The organism is Leisingera sp. ABM4_103, from assembly GCF_056158685.1.
In genome coordinates this window covers 226,055-243,565 of sequence record NZ_JBSWTU010000006.1, presented here as the reverse complement: position 1 = coordinate 243,565, position 17,511 = coordinate 226,055, and the positions used below count along the sequence as shown (strand labels likewise).

Annotated in this window: 12 protein-coding genes; 11 read left to right on the top strand and 1 reads right to left on the bottom strand. The window is 65.2% G+C overall.

Annotation, left to right across the window (positions count from 1 at the left end):
- Positions 1-2 precede the first annotated feature (2 nt).
- Together ACXAED_RS21850 and ACXAED_RS21845 are read left to right on the top strand one after the other, a co-directional pair.
- Positions 3-1,502: an aldehyde dehydrogenase gene (locus tag ACXAED_RS21850; RefSeq protein ID WP_475053568.1), complete on the top strand. Its 1,500-nt coding sequence runs from the start codon at positions 3-5 to the stop codon at positions 1,500-1,502.
- Entirely contained in the window at positions 1,499-2,839 is a 1,341-nt protein-coding gene (locus tag ACXAED_RS21845; RefSeq protein WP_475053565.1) for an NAD(P)/FAD-dependent oxidoreductase, read from the top strand. Before ACXAED_RS21850 ends, ACXAED_RS21845 begins: the two co-directional genes overlap by 4 nt.
- A 32-nt stretch (positions 2,840-2,871) precedes the next feature.
- Here ACXAED_RS21845 and ACXAED_RS21840 read toward each other — a convergent pair whose 3' ends face one another.
- On the bottom strand, positions 2,872-4,293 hold the full coding sequence (locus ACXAED_RS21840; protein ID WP_475053564.1) for a homospermidine synthase: 1,422 nt from the start codon (positions 4,291-4,293) through the stop codon (positions 2,872-2,874).
- Between the two features lie 216 nt (positions 4,294-4,509).
- Here ACXAED_RS21840 and ACXAED_RS21835 point away from each other — a divergent pair, with 216 nt between their 5' ends.
- From ACXAED_RS21835 to cobA, 9 genes are all read left to right on the top strand, one after another.
- Entirely contained in the window at positions 4,510-5,094 is a 585-nt protein-coding gene (locus ACXAED_RS21835) for an ANTAR domain-containing response regulator (RefSeq protein WP_475053563.1), read from the top strand.
- A complete protein-coding gene (locus tag ACXAED_RS21830) occupies positions 5,091-6,269 on the top strand; it encodes a CmpA/NrtA family ABC transporter substrate-binding protein (RefSeq protein WP_475053560.1) in 1,179 nt (392 codons plus the stop codon). Before ACXAED_RS21835 ends, ACXAED_RS21830 begins: the two co-directional genes overlap by 4 nt.
- Before the next feature lie 268 nt (positions 6,270-6,537).
- Positions 6,538-7,905: a CmpA/NrtA family ABC transporter substrate-binding protein gene (locus ACXAED_RS21825; RefSeq protein ID WP_475053557.1), complete on the top strand. Its 1,368-nt coding sequence runs from the start codon at positions 6,538-6,540 to the stop codon at positions 7,903-7,905.
- A 104-nt stretch (positions 7,906-8,009) separates the two neighbouring features.
- Complete coding sequence (locus ACXAED_RS21820) at positions 8,010-9,083, top strand: ABC transporter permease (RefSeq protein WP_475053555.1); 1,074 nt, start codon at positions 8,010-8,012, stop codon at positions 9,081-9,083.
- Positions 9,084-9,089: 6 nt separating this feature from the next.
- Positions 9,090-10,772: an ABC transporter ATP-binding protein gene (locus tag ACXAED_RS21815; protein WP_475053553.1), complete on the top strand. Its 1,683-nt coding sequence runs from the start codon at positions 9,090-9,092 to the stop codon at positions 10,770-10,772.
- 4 nt (positions 10,773-10,776) lie between these two features.
- Positions 10,777-13,218 (top strand): nitrite reductase large subunit NirB, encoded by a 2,442-nt coding sequence (gene nirB / locus ACXAED_RS21810; RefSeq protein ID WP_475053551.1) that lies wholly within the window; start codon positions 10,777-10,779, stop codon positions 13,216-13,218.
- Positions 13,215-13,547, top strand: coding sequence for a nitrite reductase small subunit NirD (gene nirD, locus ACXAED_RS21805; protein WP_475053549.1), 333 nt, complete (start codon positions 13,215-13,217; stop codon positions 13,545-13,547). Before nirB ends, nirD begins: the two co-directional genes overlap by 4 nt.
- A complete protein-coding gene (locus tag ACXAED_RS21800; RefSeq protein ID WP_475053547.1) occupies positions 13,547-16,177 on the top strand; it encodes a molybdopterin-dependent oxidoreductase in 2,631 nt (876 codons plus the stop codon). The genes nirD and ACXAED_RS21800 overlap by 1 nt, the downstream gene beginning before the upstream one ends.
- A gap of 11 nt (positions 16,178-16,188) precedes the next feature.
- A complete protein-coding gene (cobA, locus tag ACXAED_RS21795) occupies positions 16,189-16,974 on the top strand; it encodes a uroporphyrinogen-III C-methyltransferase (RefSeq protein ID WP_475053544.1) in 786 nt (261 codons plus the stop codon).
- Positions 16,975-17,511 lie beyond the last annotated feature (537 nt).

The following is a 17,511-nucleotide window of genomic DNA, read 5'->3' as shown; positions in this document are numbered from 1 at the left end:
CCATGTCGCTGCTTACACAGGACGAATACAAATCCATCGCCGCCAATCTGGACCTGCCCACGGGCGCGTTCATCGACGGCAAATTCTGCCCGGCCGCGTCCGGCAAGACGTTCGAGACCGTGAATCCGGCCACCGGCGAGAAACTGGCCGACATCGCGTCCTGCGGCGCCGCGGATGTTGATGTCGCGGTTGAAAAGGCGCGCGAAGCCTTCGACGATGGCCGCTGGTCCCGCCTGCACCCGTCAGAGCGCAAGGACGTGCTGATCCGGCTGTGCAAGCTGATGACCCGCAACGCCCATGAGCTGGCGGTGACGGAAAGCCTGGATTCCGGCAAGACCATCTATGACTGTGAAACCGTAGACGTGCCGGAGACCATCCACTGCCTGAAATGGCATGCCGAAGCCATCGACAAGATCTATGACCAGGTGTCGCCCGCCTCCGACGATCACATCGCCATGGTGGTGCGCGAGCCGATCGGCGTGGTCGGCCTGGTGCTGCCCTGGAACTTCCCGCTCTTGATGCTGGCATGGAAGATCGGCCCGGCGCTGGCCGCAGGCTGCTCCGTGGTGGTGAAACCCGCCGCCGAGACCACCCTGACCGCGCTGCGGGTTGCGGAACTGGCAATGGAAGCGGGCCTGCCCCGCGGTGTGCTGAACATCGTGCCCGGCGGAGGTGCAGAGGTGGGCGAACCCATCGGCCGCCACATGGATATCGACATGGTGTCCTTTACCGGCTCCACCGTGACCGGCAAGCGCTTCCTGACTTATTCCGCGGAAAGCAACGCCAAGGAGGTGGTGCTGGAGATGGGCGGCAAGAACCCCGCCATCGTCATGGACGACGCCGAGAACCTGGACCGGGTGGCATCGCATATCGTGAACGGCGCCTTCTGGAACATGGGCGAGAACTGCTCTGCCTCCTCCCGCCTGATCGTGCATAAGGATGTGAAGGCAGAGCTGCTGGAACGCATCGCGCATCACGCCAAAGCGTGGAACGTCGGCGACCCGCTGGACCCGGAAACCCGCATGGGCGCGCTGGTGTCTGCCGCGCATTTCGACAAGGTTTGCGGCTATCTGGAGCAGGCCGACAACGTGGTGCTGGGCGGCAAGGCGCATGACGGCGCATTTGTCGAGGCCACGGTCGTCGAGGTGCCCGGCAACGACACGGTGCTGGCGCGCGAGGAGATTTTTGGCCCGGTGCTGTCGGTGATCGAGGTTTCCGGCTTTGACGAGGCGATCCGCATCGCCAATGAAACGCAATACGGCCTCTGCGCTTCGATTTTCACCGCCAACGCCAAGCGCGCGATCCGCGGTGCCCGCGCCATCCGCGCAGGCACGGTGACGGTGAACAGCTTTGGCGAGGGCGATATCTCCACCCCCTTCGGCGGCTACAAACAGTCGGGCTTTGGCGGCCGCGACAACTCTGTCCATGCCCACGACCAGTACACCCAGCTGAAAACCATCTGGATCGACCTGGCCGACGACGCAGACGAGGCCGTGGATTGACCGCGTACACCGCCCAGCGTCTGCCCAAGCAGACAGGGGCTGCGGGATGGAATGCCATCCTGCCGCCCCAGGCCCCCTTGCCGGTGCTGGACTGCGATCTGACCGCCGATGTCACCATCATCGGCGGCGGGTTCGCGGGGCTGTCCGCCGCCCGCCGCCTGCATCAGCTGGACCCTTCGCTGAAGGTGGCGGTGCTGGAAGCCGGCCGCTTTGCCGAAAGCTCCGCCGGGCGCAATTCCGGGTTCATGATCGACCTGCCGCATGATCTGGCCTCCGACAATTACGCGGGAGCGGGGCTTGAAGCGGACAAGGCTGCCATCGCCATGAACCGCAAGGCCATCGCGTTTGCCAAAGACGTGGCCGAAGACTGCGCCCTGCCGCAGGAGATGTTTGATCCCGCCGGCAAGATCAACGCCGCCGCGACCAAGGCCGGCGACAAGCACAACCGCGATTTCGCCGCCCATCTGGAGCGGCTGGGCGAACCGCATACGCTTCATTCCCAAGCGGAAATGCAGGCGCTGACCGGCAGCCCGCATTACACCTCCGGCCTTTATGCGCCCGGAACCGTGATGATCCAGCCCGCGGCCTACGTCAGGGCATTGTCCAGCCATCTGGCCGGGCAGGTCAGCGTGTTCGAAAACTCCCCCGCCACCGGGTTTGAGAAACAGGGCAACGGCTGGCTGGTCCAGACGCCAAAAGGCCGGATCTCCACCGGCGCGGTCATCCTCGCCAACAACGGCCACCTTGAAAGCTTCGGCTTCTACCAGCGCCGCCTGATGCACATCTGCCTCTATGCCTCGATGACGGAACGGCTGACGCCGGAGCAGATCGGGCGGCTGGGCGGTGAATCCCGCTGGTCGGTCACGCCGGCGGATCCGATGGGCACCTCGGTGCGGCGGATTTCCGGGTCTTACGGCGACCGGATCCTGATCCGCACCTGCTCCAGCTTCCACCCGACAATCGAGACCAGCGACGTGCGCCTGCGCAACGCGGGCTGGGTGCACGACCGCAAGTTCAAGGAGCGGTTCCCGCAATTGGGCGGCGTGCGGATGGAGCACCGCTGGGCCGGGATGCTGTGCCTTAGCCGCAACGGATCGGCGGCGTTCGGGGAGCTCGACCAGGGCGTCTATTCCACCTGCTGCCAGAACGGCCTCGGCATTGCCCGCGGCACCCTGCAGGGCATGGGCATCGCCGAGTTGCTGGTGCAGGGCGGCTCAGACATCGCCAGCCACTTCCTGGCCCAGCCGGTGCCGCCGAAGCTGCCGCCGGAACCCTTTGCCTCGCTTGGCGCCAATACCTACCTGGCGTGGAAGGAATGGCGGTCAGGCAAGGAGTAGCGGGGGCATCCTGCCGGATGCCCCCGGCGGGATCAGCTCGCCAGCACGTTGCGGAACAGCCAGGGATCGCTTTCGTCGATGTCCTCGGGGAACTGCACCCAGCGGTCTTGCAGCGGCGTCCAATCGGTATAATGCGCCTCGACCGGGCCAAGATAGGGCCGCTGCACCTCAAGACAGCGGGCATGGTCCATCTCGTCCGTCTCGACAATCCCGGCCTCGGGATTTTCCAGGGCCCAGACCATGCCGGCCAGCACTGCCGAGGTGACCTGCAGCCCGGTTGCGTTCTGATAGGGCGCAAGATCGCGGGCCTCCTCATTCGACAGCCGTGAGCCGAACCACAGCGCGTTCTTTTCGTGGCCATAGAGCAGCACGCCAAGCTCATCGATGCCTTCGATGATCTCGTCCTCAGTCAGGATATGGTGCCGCTCCTGCTGCTGGCCCGAGCCGAACAGCTCATGCAGGCTCAGCACCGCGTCGTCGCAAGGGTGATAGGCATAGTGGCAGGTCGGGCGGTATTCGGGATCGGCGCCCGCGCCCACGGTGTAGTAGTCGGCGATCGAGATCGCCTCGTTATGGGTGACCAGAAAGCCGAACTGCGGCCCCGGTGTCGGGCACCAGGTGTGCACCCGGGTGATTGCGCCCGGGCGCTCCAGCCAGATGGCGGCTTGGCAGCCGGTGTCCTGCCGGTGCCCGTTCTCGGGGAACCAGGTCTCGTGCGTGCCCCACCCCAGTTCGGCGGGCTGGAAGCCTTCGGCGATAAACCCCTCGACCGACCAGGTGTTGACGAAAGTGCCCCTGGCGCGCGGCACCCGGCGGGCCTGGGTATCCCGTTCGGCGATATGGACGCCCTTGACGCCAAGCGACTGCATCAGCCGCGCCCAGCCCTCTCGGCTGGCAGGCGTCTCAACCTCGCGGCCGGTATCGCGGGCCAGCGTCAGCAGCGCTTCCTTGACGAACCAGCTGACCATGCCGGGGTTGGCACCGCAGCAGCTGACCGCCGTCGTGCCACCGGGATTGCGCGCCTTTTCATCCCTGACCGCCTGCCGCAGCGCGTAATTTGTACGGGCCGCGTTGTCGGTGGTGCCGAAGTAGTATCCGGCCCAGGGTTCCACCACGGTATCGATGTACAAAACGCCGAGCTCCCGCATGAAGGTCATGAGTTCGAGCGAGGACGTGTCCACCGACAGGTTGACGCAGAACCCTTTGCCCTCGCTGAACAGCCCGCCCAGGACCTCACGGTAATTTTCCGGCGTCAGCGAGACCTGCAGATGGTTGATCTTGTGCTGGCGCAGGAAATTTGCCTTGGCGGCATCTGGCTCGATGACCGTGAGCTTGGAGGCGTCGAAATCGAAATGGCGCTCGATCAAGGGCAGCGTGCCTTTGCCGATCGACCCGAAGCCGATGATGACGATGGGACCGTCGATCCGGCCATAGATGGGATAGTCTTGTGCCATAAGGGTCTCCTCGCAGAATTGGGCGCTGCCGCCAGTATGGGCCAGCTGGCGGAAATCCGGGTGCGAATAATGCGCTTGGAGCCTTTCAGCAGCTTTACGTCCGCCGCCGGAAGTATCGGCAGCCTGCCTAATAATTGGGCACAGCCGGGCGGTACGCCGTCCGCGCGCCCTGGCAGGCCTTTACAGATTGCACGCCCCAAGCCGATGTACTGGCTCATGCCTGATGCCCTGTCCATCATCGTCGTCGAAAGCGACCGGGAACGCGCGTTCATGATCGTGGACGGACTGCGGGAAGCCGGGGAATTCGATATTCAGGTGATCTCAGAGCCATCCGGCCTTGCCCGCCAGATACAGGTCCGGGACCCGGACGTCGTGCTGATAGACATCGCAGACCCCTCGCGCGATGTGCTGGAAGAGCTGACATTGGCCTCCGGTCCAAAGGAGCGCCCGGTGGCGATGTTTGTCGACCGCAGCGCGGAAGGGCTGTCCGCGGCCGCCGTCGAGGCAGGTGTCTCCGCTTATGTGGTCGACGGGCTGCAGCCTTCCCGGCTGAAGCCGGTTCTGGACGCCGCCATCGCGCGGTTCCGGATGTTCCACCGGATGCGCACCGAGCTGGCCGAGGCCAAGCGGGCACTGGAAGAGCGCAAAGTGATCGACCGCGCCAAGGGCATGATCATGAAGGCCCGGGGCATCGAAGAGGATGCGGCCTATGCGCTGTTGCGCAAGGCCGCGATGGACCAGAACAAGCGCGTCGCAGAGGTGGCGCAGGCGCTGGTGACGGCGGCGGGGCTGCTGGCATGAGCCTGACGAGGATCCCTGCCGGTTATGTCCCGCTGACGGATGCCGCGCCGCTGATTGCCGCACAAGAGATGGGGTTTGCCGCGGAAGAGCGGCTGACGCTGGATTTGCACCGCGCGCCGTCCTGGTCGTCGCTGCGGGACATGCTGGCCTTTGGCCAGGTGGATGCCGCCCAGATGCTGGCCCCGGTGCCGGTGGCGGCGGCCATGGGCCTGGGCGGTGCCAGCGCGCAGTTTTCCGTGCTGTCAGTGCTGTCCATCAATGGCACCGTTATTGGTGTCAGCAGCAGGCTGGCCCGCAAAATGGCGGCTGCGGGTTACAGCTTTTCCTTCGGCGATGCAGTTGCCGCCGGGCGGGCTTTGGCTGCCGCCTCCGGCGGGGAGCTGCGGATTGGTGTGCCCTTCCCCTTTTCCATGCATGCCGAGCTGCTGGCCTATTGGCTGGAAGGGCTGGGGCTGAGCACATCTCAGGACATCATAATCCGCACAGTGCCGCCGCCGCTGATGGCTGACGCACTCCGGCGCGGCAGCATTGACGCCTTCTGCGTCGGCGAGCCCTGGGGGTCCATCGCTGTCGAGCAGGGCGAAGGCGCGCTGCTGCTGCCGGGCCGGGCCATCTGGTCCTGCGCGCCGGAAAAGGTGCTGGCCGTCCGCAGCGATTGGGCCGAAACGGAACCCAGCCTGTCCGGCCGGCTGATCCGGGCGCTGTGGCGCGCAGGGCGCTGGCTGGCCGATCCCTCCTGCCGCGGTCTGGCCGCGGAAATTCTGTCCGCCCGCCATTATCTCGACCTGCCCGCCGAAATCATCGAGCGCGGCCTGCTGGGCAAGTTCACTGTGACCGCGCAGGGGCTGCAGCGCGAAGCGCCTGGCTTTGTCGGCTTTCATGACGGTTCCGCCGGCTTTCCCTGGCGCAGTCAGGCCCAATGGATTGCGCTGCGGCTGGCGAAACGGAACGGCCTGGATCCGCAGACCGCGCTGAAAAAAGCGGCGCCTGTGTTCCGCAGCGATTTGTACCGCACCGCCCTGAGCGGCACGGGCGCGGAGCTGCCGGCAGCATCGTCCAAGCTGGAAGGCGCGTTGGACGCCGGAACGCTGGCCGCCGGAGAATCGGACCCGGCCGCCTTGCTGGAAAACCGGTTCTTCGATGGCCGCGTTTTTGATCCCTTGGCCGCCGGCTGATGAAAAATCAGGCAATCTGCTGAACACCAATGCTGCAATGCAGAATTTCTCGCTGCATCAGCAAAGAACCCTTTGGCGCCGGGCCGCTCTTCCTGCACACTGAACCCAGACAGGCAATGGCGCCTGACAAAAAAGTTTTTCCCGACGACCGGGTTTCACTGAGCAAAGCCGCTCGACCCACCGCCACTCCTCCCGGCGGTGCGCGTCAGCGGCTTTTTTTCTGTCCGGGCGTCTGCCCCGGACGCAGCAAACAAAGGAAACCAACCCGATGAAGACCCTGATCCTTGCCCTCGCAGGCTCCACCGCCCTGACTGCCCCGGCACTGGCTGACATGCTGGAGCTGGAAAAGGACGTGCTGACCTTCGGCTTCATCAAGCTGACCGACATGGCGCCGCTGGCGGTCGCCTATGAACAGGGGTTCTTCGATGACGAGGGGCTGTTTGTTACGCTGGAGGCGCAGGCCAACTGGAAGGTGCTGCTGGACGGGGTGATCGACGGCACCCTGGACGGCGCCCACATGCTGGCGGGACAGCCGCTGGCCGCCACCATCGGCTATGGCACCGAGGCGCATATCATCACCCCCTTTTCGATGGACCTGAATGGCAACGGCATTACCGTCTCCAACGAGGTCTGGGAGATGATGAAGCCGAGCCTGCCCACCGACGCTGACGGCAAGGTCTCGCACCCGATCTCCGCCTCCCATCTGAAACCGGTGATCGAGGACTTCAACGCCAGGGGCAAGCCGTTCAACATGGGCATGGTCTTCCCGGTCTCCACCCACAATTACGAGCTGCGCTACTGGCTGGCCGCCGGCGGCATCAACCCCGGCTACTACAGTCCCGAGAACGTGACCGGCCAGATCGCCGCCGAAGCCTTCTTGTCGGTGACCCCGCCGCCGCAGATGCCCGCCACGCTGGAGGCCGGCACGATCTCCGGCTACTGCGTGGGCGAGCCCTGGAACCAGCAGGCGGTGTTCAAGGGCATCGGCGTGCCGGTGATCACCGACTACGAACTGTGGAAGAACAACCCGGAAAAGGTCTTTGGCATCACCGCGGAATTTGCCGAGGAGAATCCCAACACCACACTGGCGGTTGTCAAAGCGCTGATCCGCGCGGCGATGTGGCTGGATGAAAACGATAACGCCAACCGCCCGGAAGCGGTGGAGATCCTCAGCCGCCCCGAATACGTCGGCGCCGATTACGATGTGATCGCCAATTCGATGACCGGCACCTTCGAATATGAGAAAGGCGACACCCGCGCGGTGCCGGACTTCAACGTGTTCTTCCGCTACAACGCAACCTATCCGTTCTATTCCGACGCGGTCTGGTACCTGACCCAGATGCGCCGCTGGGGCCAGATCGCCGACCCCAAGCCCGACAGCTGGTTCGATGAGGTCGCCCGCTCTGTCTATAAGCCGGAGATCTATCTGGAAGCGGCCCGGCTGCTGGTCGCGGACGGCCTCGCCGATGAGGCGGACTTCCCCTGGGAGAGCGACGGCTACAAGGCCCCTACCCCGCCGGAGGATGTGATTGACGGCATCCCCTATGACGGCCGCGCGCCGAACGCCTACCTCGACAGCCTGCCGATCGGCCTCAAGGGCAGCCAGACCGTCGTTGGCAACGCCGTCCAGGGCTGAGCCCGGACGGGAGGGCGGGCGGGGCGAGGCTCCGGCAGGAGCGAGCGCCGTCCCCCTCCCCCGCATCAGCCAACCCAGCAAAACGCCAAGGTGAGACCTTCCCCATGACAACCGTTGACCCCGCATCGCTCAACACCGAGGCCCGCCGGGCCAGGCTTTTCAACCGCATCAGCAAGGCCGACGCCTGGTTTCAGGTACTGGGCCTCGCCTGGATCACCCCCATCCTGAAGGCCGCAGCGGGCGACAACCCGCGCGCCCAGGCCAAGGAAATCTGGCGCCTGCTGGCGGTGCCGCTGCTGGCCATTCTCGGGTTCCTGCTGCTGTGGGGCACGCTGGCCCCGCGGGTGCAGACCTCGCTCGGCGCCATCCCCGGACCCGCCCAGGTCTGGGCGGAAGCCGTCAGCCTGCACCAGGACGCGCAGCAGAAGGCGGTCAAGGAAGCCGCCTTTTACGAACGGGTCGACCAGCGCAACGAACGGCTGATTGCCCAGGGCAAGGCGGACCAGGTCAAGGACATCCCCTATACCGGCGCGCCCAGCTATTACGATCAGATCTGGACCTCGATTCAGACCGTGTTCTTCGGTTTTTTGATCGCGGCGATTGTGGCCATCCCGCTGGGCATTCTGGGCGGGCTGTCACCGCTCGCCAATGCGGCAATCAACCCGCTGGTGCAGATCTTCAAGCCGGTCTCGCCGCTGGCCTGGCTGCCGATCGTGACCATGGTGGTCTCGGCGCTTTATGCCAGCAATGACGGGCTGTTCGCGAAATCCTTCCTGGTCTCCGCCATCACCGTGACCCTGTGCTCGCTGTGGCCGACGCTGATCAATACGGCGCTTGGGGTGGCCTCCATCGACAAGGATCTGGTGAATGTCTCCAAGGTCCTGAAGATGAGCACCCGCGCCAAGATCACCAAGCTGGTGCTGCCCTCAGCGCTGCCGCTGATCTTCACCGGGCTGCGGCTGTCGCTCGGGGTCGGCTGGATGGTGCTGATCGCCGCCGAAATGCTGGCCCAGAACCCCGGCCTTGGCAAATTCGTCTGGGACGAGTTCCAGAACGGCTCCAGCCAGTCGCTCGCCCGCATCATCGTCGCGGTGCTGACCATCGGCATCATCGGCTTCCTGCTGGACCGGGTTATGTACGCGCTGCAGTCGCTGTTCACCTTCTCAAACAACCGGTGACCCGTCATGAGCATTCTTGAATTCAAAAATGTCTGCAAAAGCTTCGGCGAAGGCGCAAACCGCACCGGCGTGCTGAAAAACATCAGCCTCAGCGTTCAGGAGGGCGAGTTTCTGGTGCTGCTGGGCTTCTCCGGCACCGGCAAGACAACGCTGATCAACCTGATGGCGGGGCTGGAGACACCGACCTCCGGAACCGTAACCTTCAAGGGCCGCCAGATCACCGGCCCCGGCCCCGAGCGCGGCGTGATCTTCCAGAATTACTCTCTGATGCCCTGGCTGACAGTGGCGGGCAACGTGGGACTGGCAGTGGACTCGCTCTTTCCCGGCCTGGCGGCTGGCGAAAGGCAGGCCAAGGCAGCGCATTACATCCGGATGGTCGGCCTTTCCCACGCCGCCAGCCGCCGCCCGGCGGAGCTATCGGGGGGCATGCGCCAGCGGGTCAATGTGGCGCGGGCGCTGGCGATGGACCCGGAGGTGCTGCTGCTGGATGAGCCCCTGTCGGCGCTGGATGCGCTGACGCGCGCCAACCTCGCCGATGAGATCGAAGCGATCTGGGAGGCGGACAAGAAGACCTGCGTGTTGATCACCAATGACGTGGACGAGGCGATCCTGCTGGCCGACCGCATCATTGCGCTCAACCCGGACGGCACGCTGGGAGAGGAGTTCAAGGTCACCCTGCCCCGCCCGCGCGACCGCAGCGCGATGAACCACGACAAGACCTTCAAGACGCTGCGCGCCGGGATCACCGGCTACCTCATGGACGCAGGTATCAAGGGCAAGACCGGCGGCGACAGGGTGCTGCCGGATGTGACCCCGATCCACAAGCTGCCAGCCGCGGTTGCCGAGGCCGGCAAGTCGATGGCCGAAGAACGCTACCTGGATTTTTCCCAGCTCCACAAGATCTACCCGACGCCGAAGGGGCCGCTGACCGTGGTCGAGGATTTCAACCTCAAGATCAACAAGGGCGAGTTCATCTCACTGATCGGCCATTCGGGCTGCGGCAAGTCCACCGTGCTGACCATGGCAGCCGGGCTGAACCCGATCTCCAAGGGCGCGATCAAGCTGGACCGCCGTCATGTGGAGGGCGCCGACCCGGAGCGCGCGGTGGTGTTTCAGTCGCCAAACCTGTTCCCCTGGCTCAGCGCGCGGGAGAACTGCGCCATCGGCGTCGACAAGGTCTATCCCAAGGCCAGCCAGGCGGAACGGCAGGACGTGGTGGAATACTACCTCGAACGTGTCGGCCTGGCGGACGCGATGGACAAGCCCGCAAACGCCATGTCGAACGGCATGCAGCAGCGGGTCGGCATCGCCCGTGCCTTTGCGCTCTCGCCCAAGCTGCTGCTCTTGGATGAACCCTTCGGCATGCTCGACAGCCTCACCCGCTGGAAGCTGCAGGAGGTGCTGATGGAGGTCTGGAGCCGCACCAAGGTGACCGCGATCTGCGTGACCCATGACGTGGACGAGGCGATCCTGCTGGCGGACCGGGTGGTGATGATGACCAACGGCCCGCAGGCCACCATCGGCAAGATCACCGAGGTCAACCTGCCCCGCCCGCGCACCCGCAAGGCGCTCTTGGAGCACCCGGATTACTACACCTACCGGCAGGAGGTGCTCGATTTCCTCGAGGAATACGAGCACGGGGCGACACCCAAGCCCAAGGCAGCCGCAAACCAGATTGCAGCGGAGTGAGACCATGACCCAGAAACTCGTCATCATCGGGGCCGGCATGGCCTCTGGCCGGGTGATCGAGCATCTGCTCGACGCGGACCCGGATGCCTATGACATCACCCTGTTCAACGCCGAGCCGCGCGGCAACTACAACCGCATCATGCTGAGCCCGGTGCTGTCGGGCGAGAAGACCTATGAGGAGATCGTCACCCACTCGGACGATTGGTATGCACAGAACGGTGTCACCTGCCGCTTCGGCGAGCATGTGGTGAAGATCGACCCCGAGATGAAAGTGGTCGAGGGCGAGAACGGCCATGTGCCTTACGACAAGCTGGTGATCGCCACCGGCTCCGCCCCCTTCATCATCCCGGTGCCGGGCCACGATCTGCCGGGGGTGATTTCCTACCGCGACCTGGACGACACCAACGCGATGATCACCGCCGCCGCCAATGGCGGCAAGGCGGTTGTGATCGGCGGCGGCCTCTTGGGGCTGGAGGCGGCCGCGGGGCTCAAAGAGCGCGGCATGGATGTGACCGTGCTGCATCTGATGGGCCACCTGATGGAACGCCAGCTGGACGAGGCCGCAGGCTACCTCTTGCGCAAGGATCTGGAGGCGCGTGGCATCACCGTGAAGACCCAGGCCTCTACCAAGGCGATCCTGGGCGAGGACCGCGCCGAAGCGGTGCTGCTGGAAAGCGGCGAGACGCTGGGGGCGGATCTGGTGGTGATGGCGGTGGGCATCCGCCCGGAAACCCGCCTCGCCACCGATGCGCATCTGGATGTGGCGCGCGGCATCGAGGTGAACGCGCAGATGCAGACCTCGGACCCGGATATCTACGCGGTGGGCGAATGCGTGGAGTTCGGCGGCCATCTGTTTGGCCTCGTCGCGCCGCTCTATGATCAAGCGAAGGTGCTGGCGGACAGCCTGCTGGATCAGCCGAATGCCTTCGTGGTCAAGGAACTGGCCACCAAGCTCAAGGTCACAGGCTGCGACCTGTTCAGCGCCGGGGATTTCGCAGAGGGTGAAGGGCGCGAGGATATCGTCTTCCGCGACCCGGCCCGCGGCATCTACAAGCGGCTGGTGATCGAGGACGACCGGCTGGTCGGCGCCGTCATGTATGGCGATACCGCCGATGGCAGCTGGTTCTTCGGCCTGATCAAGGACGGCACCAACATAGATGAGATGCGCGAGACGCTGATCTTCGGCCCGGCCTTTCAGGGGGGCGCCTCCGCGGACCCTCTGTCAGCCGTTGCAGCCTTGCCGCCTGAGGCGGAGATCTGCGGCTGCAACGGCGTCTGCAAGGGACAGATCACCAGCGCCATCAAAGGCGGCGCCAACGACCTCGGCGCGATCCGCGCCACGACCAAGGCCAGCGCCTCCTGCGGCACCTGCACCGGGCTGGTGGAGCAGCTTCTGTCGGTGACGCTGGGCGACGATTACGCCGCCCCGCAGGCGCAGCCCATCTGCGGCTGCACCCATCACACCCACGAGGACGTCCGCCGCCTGATCAAGTCTCAGGAGCTGAAAAGCCAGGCGGCGGTCTGGCAGGAGCTTGGTTGGACCACCCCAAACGGCTGCCATGTCTGCCGCCCGGCGGTGAACTACTACCTGCTGGCGGACTGGCCGCTGGAATACCGCGACGATCCGCAGAGCCGTTTCGTCAACGAGCGCAAGCACGCCAACATCCAGAAGGACGGCACCTTCTCGGTGGTGCCGCGCATGTGGGGCGGCATCACCACCCCGGATGAGCTGCGCGCCATTGCCGATGCCGCGGACAAATACGATGTGCCGACGGTCAAGGTCACCGGTGGCCAGCGCATCGACCTATTGGGCGTCAGAGGCGAGGACCTGCCTGCGATGTGGTCCGATCTGAACAAGGCAGGCCTCGTCTCTGGCCACGCCTATTCCAAAGGGCTGCGCACCGTGAAGACCTGCGTCGGCACCGACCACTGCCGCTTCGGCACGCAGGACAGCACCGGCCTTGGCATCAAGCTGGAGAAGCACCTCTGGGGCTCCTGGACGCCGCACAAGCTGAAGCTGGCGGTCTCCGGCTGCCCCCGCAACTGCGCCGAGGCGACCTGCAAGGACATCGGCGTGGTCTGCGTTGACAGCGGCTATGAAATCCACGTGGGCGGCGCCGCGGGCATGGAGATCAAGGGCACCGAGATCCTGTGCAAGGTGGCCACCGAAGAAGACGCGATCGAGGTGATCTCGGCGATGACCCAGATCTACCGCGAAAACGCCAAGTACCTGGACCGGATCTACAAATGGCTCGCCAAGGTCGGCCTCGACTGGGTCAAGGAACAGATCGTGGAGGACGTTGAGAACCGCAAGGCGCTCGCCGCCCGGTTCGAGCTCTCGCAATCCGTCTACCGCAAGGACCCCTGGGCCGAACACGCGCAGGACAGCACCACCCGGGCGCAATACGCGCCGCTTGCCAATCTCACACTGGAGGCTGCCGAATGAGCTGGATCGACATTGGCCATATCGACGACATCCCGCTGCATGGCGCGCGGGTGGTGAAAACGCCCGTGGGCTGCGTCGGCTTGTTCCGCACCGGCCCGTCGGAGGTCTTTGCAGCCTCCGACCGCTGCCCGCACAAGGGCGGGCCGCTGTCCGAAGGCATCGTGCACAGCCAAAGCGTGACCTGCCCGCTGCACAACTGGGTGTTCGACCTCAACACCGGCGAGGCGCAGGGCGCCGACGCCGGCCGGATCGAGACCTACCCGCTGCGGGTCGAGGCAGGCCGCCTCCTGCTCGACGGCGCCGCCGTCGGCAAGCGGAGCGCGGCGTGATGGCAGGCCCCGGCTGCAAGGAGGTCCGTTCAACTTGTCCCTATTGCGGCACCGGCTGCGGCGTGCTCCTGCGCCCGGACGGCCAGGGTGGGCTGGCGGTGCGCGGCGACCCGGACCACCCGGCCAACCGCGGGCGGCTCTGTTCCAAGGGGCTGGCGCTGGGGGAAACCCTGGGGCTGGAGGGCCGCCTGCTGGCGCCGCAAGTGATCGGGCAGGAAACGGATTGGGACAGCGCACTGGATCTGGTGGCCGCCAAGTTCCGTCAAGCCGTGGAGGAGCACGGCCCGGGCAGTGTCGGCTTCTACCTGTCGGGGCAGATGCTGACCGAGGACTATTACGTCGCCAACAAGCTGATGAAGGGCTTTCTCGGCTCCGCCAATATCGACACCAACTCGCGCCTGTGCATGGCTTCGACCGTGGCCGGTCACAAGCGCGCCTTTGGCACCGACACGGTGCCCGGCACCTATGAGGATCTGGACGAGGCGGATCTGATCGTGCTGGTGGGCTCCAACCTCGCCTGGTGCCACCCGGTACTGTACCAGCGCATCCTGGCGGCACGCGAAGCCCGCGGCACCCGGCTGGTGGTAATCGACCCCCGCCGCACGGCGAGTTGCGAGCAGGCGGACATGCACCTGAAGCTGCGCGCGGGCAGCGATGTGGCGCTGTTCAACCGCCTGCTGGCGGCGCTCTATGAGGGCGGCGCGCTGGATGCAGACTACCTTCGGCACGTGGAAGGGCTGGGCGCGGCGCTGGAAGCCGCCTTTGCCTCTGATGCCGCGGTGACCGGGCTGGAGGAGGCTGAACTCGCAGCGTTCTGCGATCTGTGGATGCGCACCGAAAAGGTGGTGACCATCTTCAGCCAGGGCGTGAACCAATCCACCTCCGGCACCGGCAAGGTGAACGCCATCCTGAATTGCCACCTGGCAACCGGCCGGATCGGCAAGCCCGGCTGCGGGCCGTTCTCGGTGACCGGCCAGCCCAACGCCATGGGCGGGCGCGAGGTGGGCGGGCTGGCCAATATGCTGGCCTGCCATATGGATCTGGAGAACAGCAGCCACCGGGCTGCGGTGCAGAAATTCTGGGGCGCCCCTGCGATACCCGACCGCGCGGGCCTGAAAGCGGTCGACCTGTTCCGCGCCGCAGGCGACGGGCGGCTCAAGGCGCTGTGGATCATCCACACCAACCCCGCCGTTACCATGCCGGAAGCCGATGCTGTACGCGCCGCGATCCAAGCCTGCGACTTCACCGTGGTGAGCGACATCACCGCCGCGACCGATACGGCGCGGCTGGCGGATGTGCTGCTGCCGGCCGCGGCCTGGGCGGAAAAGGACGGCACCGTCACCAATTCGGACCGCACCATCAGCCGCCAGCGCGCCGTTCTTCCTGCGCCGGGCCAGGCCCGCCCGGACTGGGACATTCTGGCCGATACGGCCAGGCGCATGGGCTGGGCCAAAGCCTTTGACTATCAGACCCCGGCGCAGATCTTCCGGGAGCACGCAGAGCTTTCGGGGATCGCGGGCCGTTTCGGGCTGGATTTCGATATCTCCTGCCTCAGCCGTATGTCCGATGCAGACTACGGCGCGCTCCACCCGGTCCGCTGGCCGGTCAGCAACAGCCGTCAGGGCGGGCGCTTCTTTGCAGAGGGGAAGTTCTATCACCCAAACGGCAAGGCCCGGATGCTGCCGGTCCGCTGCCAGCCGCCGGCGGCTCCCCCTAGCGCTGATTTTCCGTTCCGCCTGAATACGGGGCGCATCCGCGATCAATGGCATACGATGACCCGCACCGCGCAGTCCCCGCGCCTGTCGGGGCACCTTGCCGAGCCTTTCGCCGACATCCACCCGGAAGACGCCCGCAAGCTGGGGGTCCAGTCCGCCGACCTGCTGCGCCTGCGCAGTCCGCATGGGCAGGCGATCCTGCGGGCGCGGATCACGGCGGATGTGCAGCCCGGAGACCTGTTCGTGCCGATGCACTGGACGGGGGAAACAGCACCGTCGGCGCGCGTCTGCTCCTTGGTTGCCGCTGCGACCGACCCGGTGTCCGGCCAGCCCGAAAGCAAGGCTTCGGTGGTGGCCGTGGAGCGCCTGCAAGCTGCCTGGTATGGCTTTGCCGTGTCCTGCCGGCCGATGAAACCCGAGGCAGAATACTGGGCCATGGCGCGGACGGAGACCGGATACCGCGCGGAACTTGCCGGCCTGACGCCGCTCTGCGATCCGGAGGCCGCGGCGCGCAAGATGTTCGCCTTGCCCGATGCCGAAATCCAGATGATGACCGACAGCCGCAGGGGAATTGCCCGGTTAGCCTTGCACCAAGGCGGCAAGCTGATGGCGGCGCTGTTCATAGCGCCGGAGCCGGTTGCCGTCCGCCGCGACTATCTGGCGGGATTGCCTGGCACCGGCATGGCAGAGGTACTGACCGGACAGCCGGCGGAAGACCTGCCGGATCCCGGCCCGGTGGTCTGCTCCTGCTTCAATGTCGGGGCAAACACGATCCTGCGGGCCATCGAGACGGGCAGCCTCGTCAGTGTCGCCGATGTCGGCGCGGCGCTGCAGGCGGGCACCAGCTGCGGCTCCTGCCGCTCAGACATTGCCGGGCTGCTGGCACGCCCCCGCTTCAAACAGGCCGCAGAATAGAGAGCTTGCAAATGACACATCTTTCCGTACCGCCGGTCCCCTCCGGCACACTCGCACTGGTCGGGGCCGGCCCCGGCGCCAGCGACCTCCTGACGCTGCGGGCCGTGCGCAGGCTGCAGCAGGCTGACACGGTGTTCTACGACCGCCTGGTTGACCCCGAAGTCCTTGAACTGACCTCCCCCGCCGCCAGGCGGATTTTCGTCGGCAAACATGTCGGAGCGCATTCCTGGCCGCAGGAGAAGATCAACAGGGTGATGGTTGCGGAGGTGCTGAAGGGCCGCCGCGTTGTCCGCCTCAAATCAGGAGATCCGGGTATTTTCGGGCGTGCAGCGGAGGAACTGGAAGCGGCGCGTGCGGCAGGGATCAACGCGGAAATTGTGCCCGGCATCACTGCCGCCTGCGCCGCCGCCGCCCAAACAGGCATTCCGCTGACTGAACGCGGCGTTTCCGACACGCTGGTGCTGACCACAGCGAAATGCAAGGCCGGCGACCCGCTGCCCGATTGTGCCCGCCATGCCAAGCCGGGAACCACGATTGTCTTTTATATGTCCGTCCAGCAGGCCTCGCGCGTAAGCGGCGCGCTGCTCCGCCTCGGCATCCCCCCGCGCACGCCGGTGGTTATTGCCGTTGATGCGGCCAAACCGGGCGCGCGAACCGTGTTCTGCGACATCGGAACGATCCCGGAAGCAGTGAGACAGCACGCAATAACCGGCTGCGCAACACTCATCATAACCTGGCCGAAGACCTGCGCAGAACAGACGACGCCTGTGACAGGGAATGTCCAGATGGCGCTTTAGGGGCGACATTAACTGCTAACCTTATGAGGCCAGCGAAGGATTTCCACCTGTCTGCCGGTGCCGGGGCTAGTTTAACCGCCCCTTCCGGAGCTCGATGAGACCACGCAGCGCACGCAAAAAGACCCCGCGGTCGCGATGGCCAACTTGCGATAGCATCGAAATCACCTCGCTCTGCTCCCGTGTCAGCGTACCGCAAGACTCCGGCATGTCCGGCGAAACCATGTGGGCCCGTGAGACCAGCAGCGCAAGCGACCTCTGGTCCAGTCCTTCGGTCAGATCAGACCAAAAGCCAAGGCTTCTTCCGGACGCCTCGCAGGCCTTTCTCAGGAGCTCGCGTTCGCCTTGGGACAAGTCCCGGCCGCCCCCGGCGTGAAAAAACTTTTTGTCTGTCTGCTCCAATAGAAACTCGCCTATTCATAAACTGCGCACACGCATTGATTGTTGATGCTTAGACTGATAGGTGTCAACTATTGGTTTAATAATTCACATATGTAAACTTTTGAGGCGAGGATGATAGCTGACCGCATTGATGCTGCC

Coding starts and splice junctions, on each gene's coding strand:
- ACXAED_RS21800 (WP_475053547.1), top strand. CDS start 13,547: ATGGCAGGCCCCGGCTGCAAGGAGGTCCGTTCAACTTGTCCCTATTGC.
- ACXAED_RS21850 (WP_475053568.1), top strand. CDS start 3: ATGTCGCTGCTTACACAGGACGAATACAAATCCATCGCCGCCAATCTG.
- cobA (WP_475053544.1), top strand. CDS start 16,189: ATGACACATCTTTCCGTACCGCCGGTCCCCTCCGGCACACTCGCACTG.
- ACXAED_RS21830 (WP_475053560.1), top strand. CDS start 5,091: ATGAGCCTGACGAGGATCCCTGCCGGTTATGTCCCGCTGACGGATGCC.
- ACXAED_RS21840 (WP_475053564.1), bottom strand. CDS start 4,293: ATGGCACAAGACTATCCCATCTATGGCCGGATCGACGGTCCCATCGTC.
- nirB (WP_475053551.1), top strand. CDS start 10,777: ATGACCCAGAAACTCGTCATCATCGGGGCCGGCATGGCCTCTGGCCGG.
- ACXAED_RS21815 (WP_475053553.1), top strand. CDS start 9,090: ATGAGCATTCTTGAATTCAAAAATGTCTGCAAAAGCTTCGGCGAAGGC.
- nirD (WP_475053549.1), top strand. CDS start 13,215: ATGAGCTGGATCGACATTGGCCATATCGACGACATCCCGCTGCATGGC.
- ACXAED_RS21835 (WP_475053563.1), top strand. CDS start 4,510: ATGCCTGATGCCCTGTCCATCATCGTCGTCGAAAGCGACCGGGAACGC.
- ACXAED_RS21820 (WP_475053555.1), top strand. CDS start 8,010: ATGACAACCGTTGACCCCGCATCGCTCAACACCGAGGCCCGCCGGGCC.
- ACXAED_RS21825 (WP_475053557.1), top strand. CDS start 6,538: ATGAAGACCCTGATCCTTGCCCTCGCAGGCTCCACCGCCCTGACTGCC.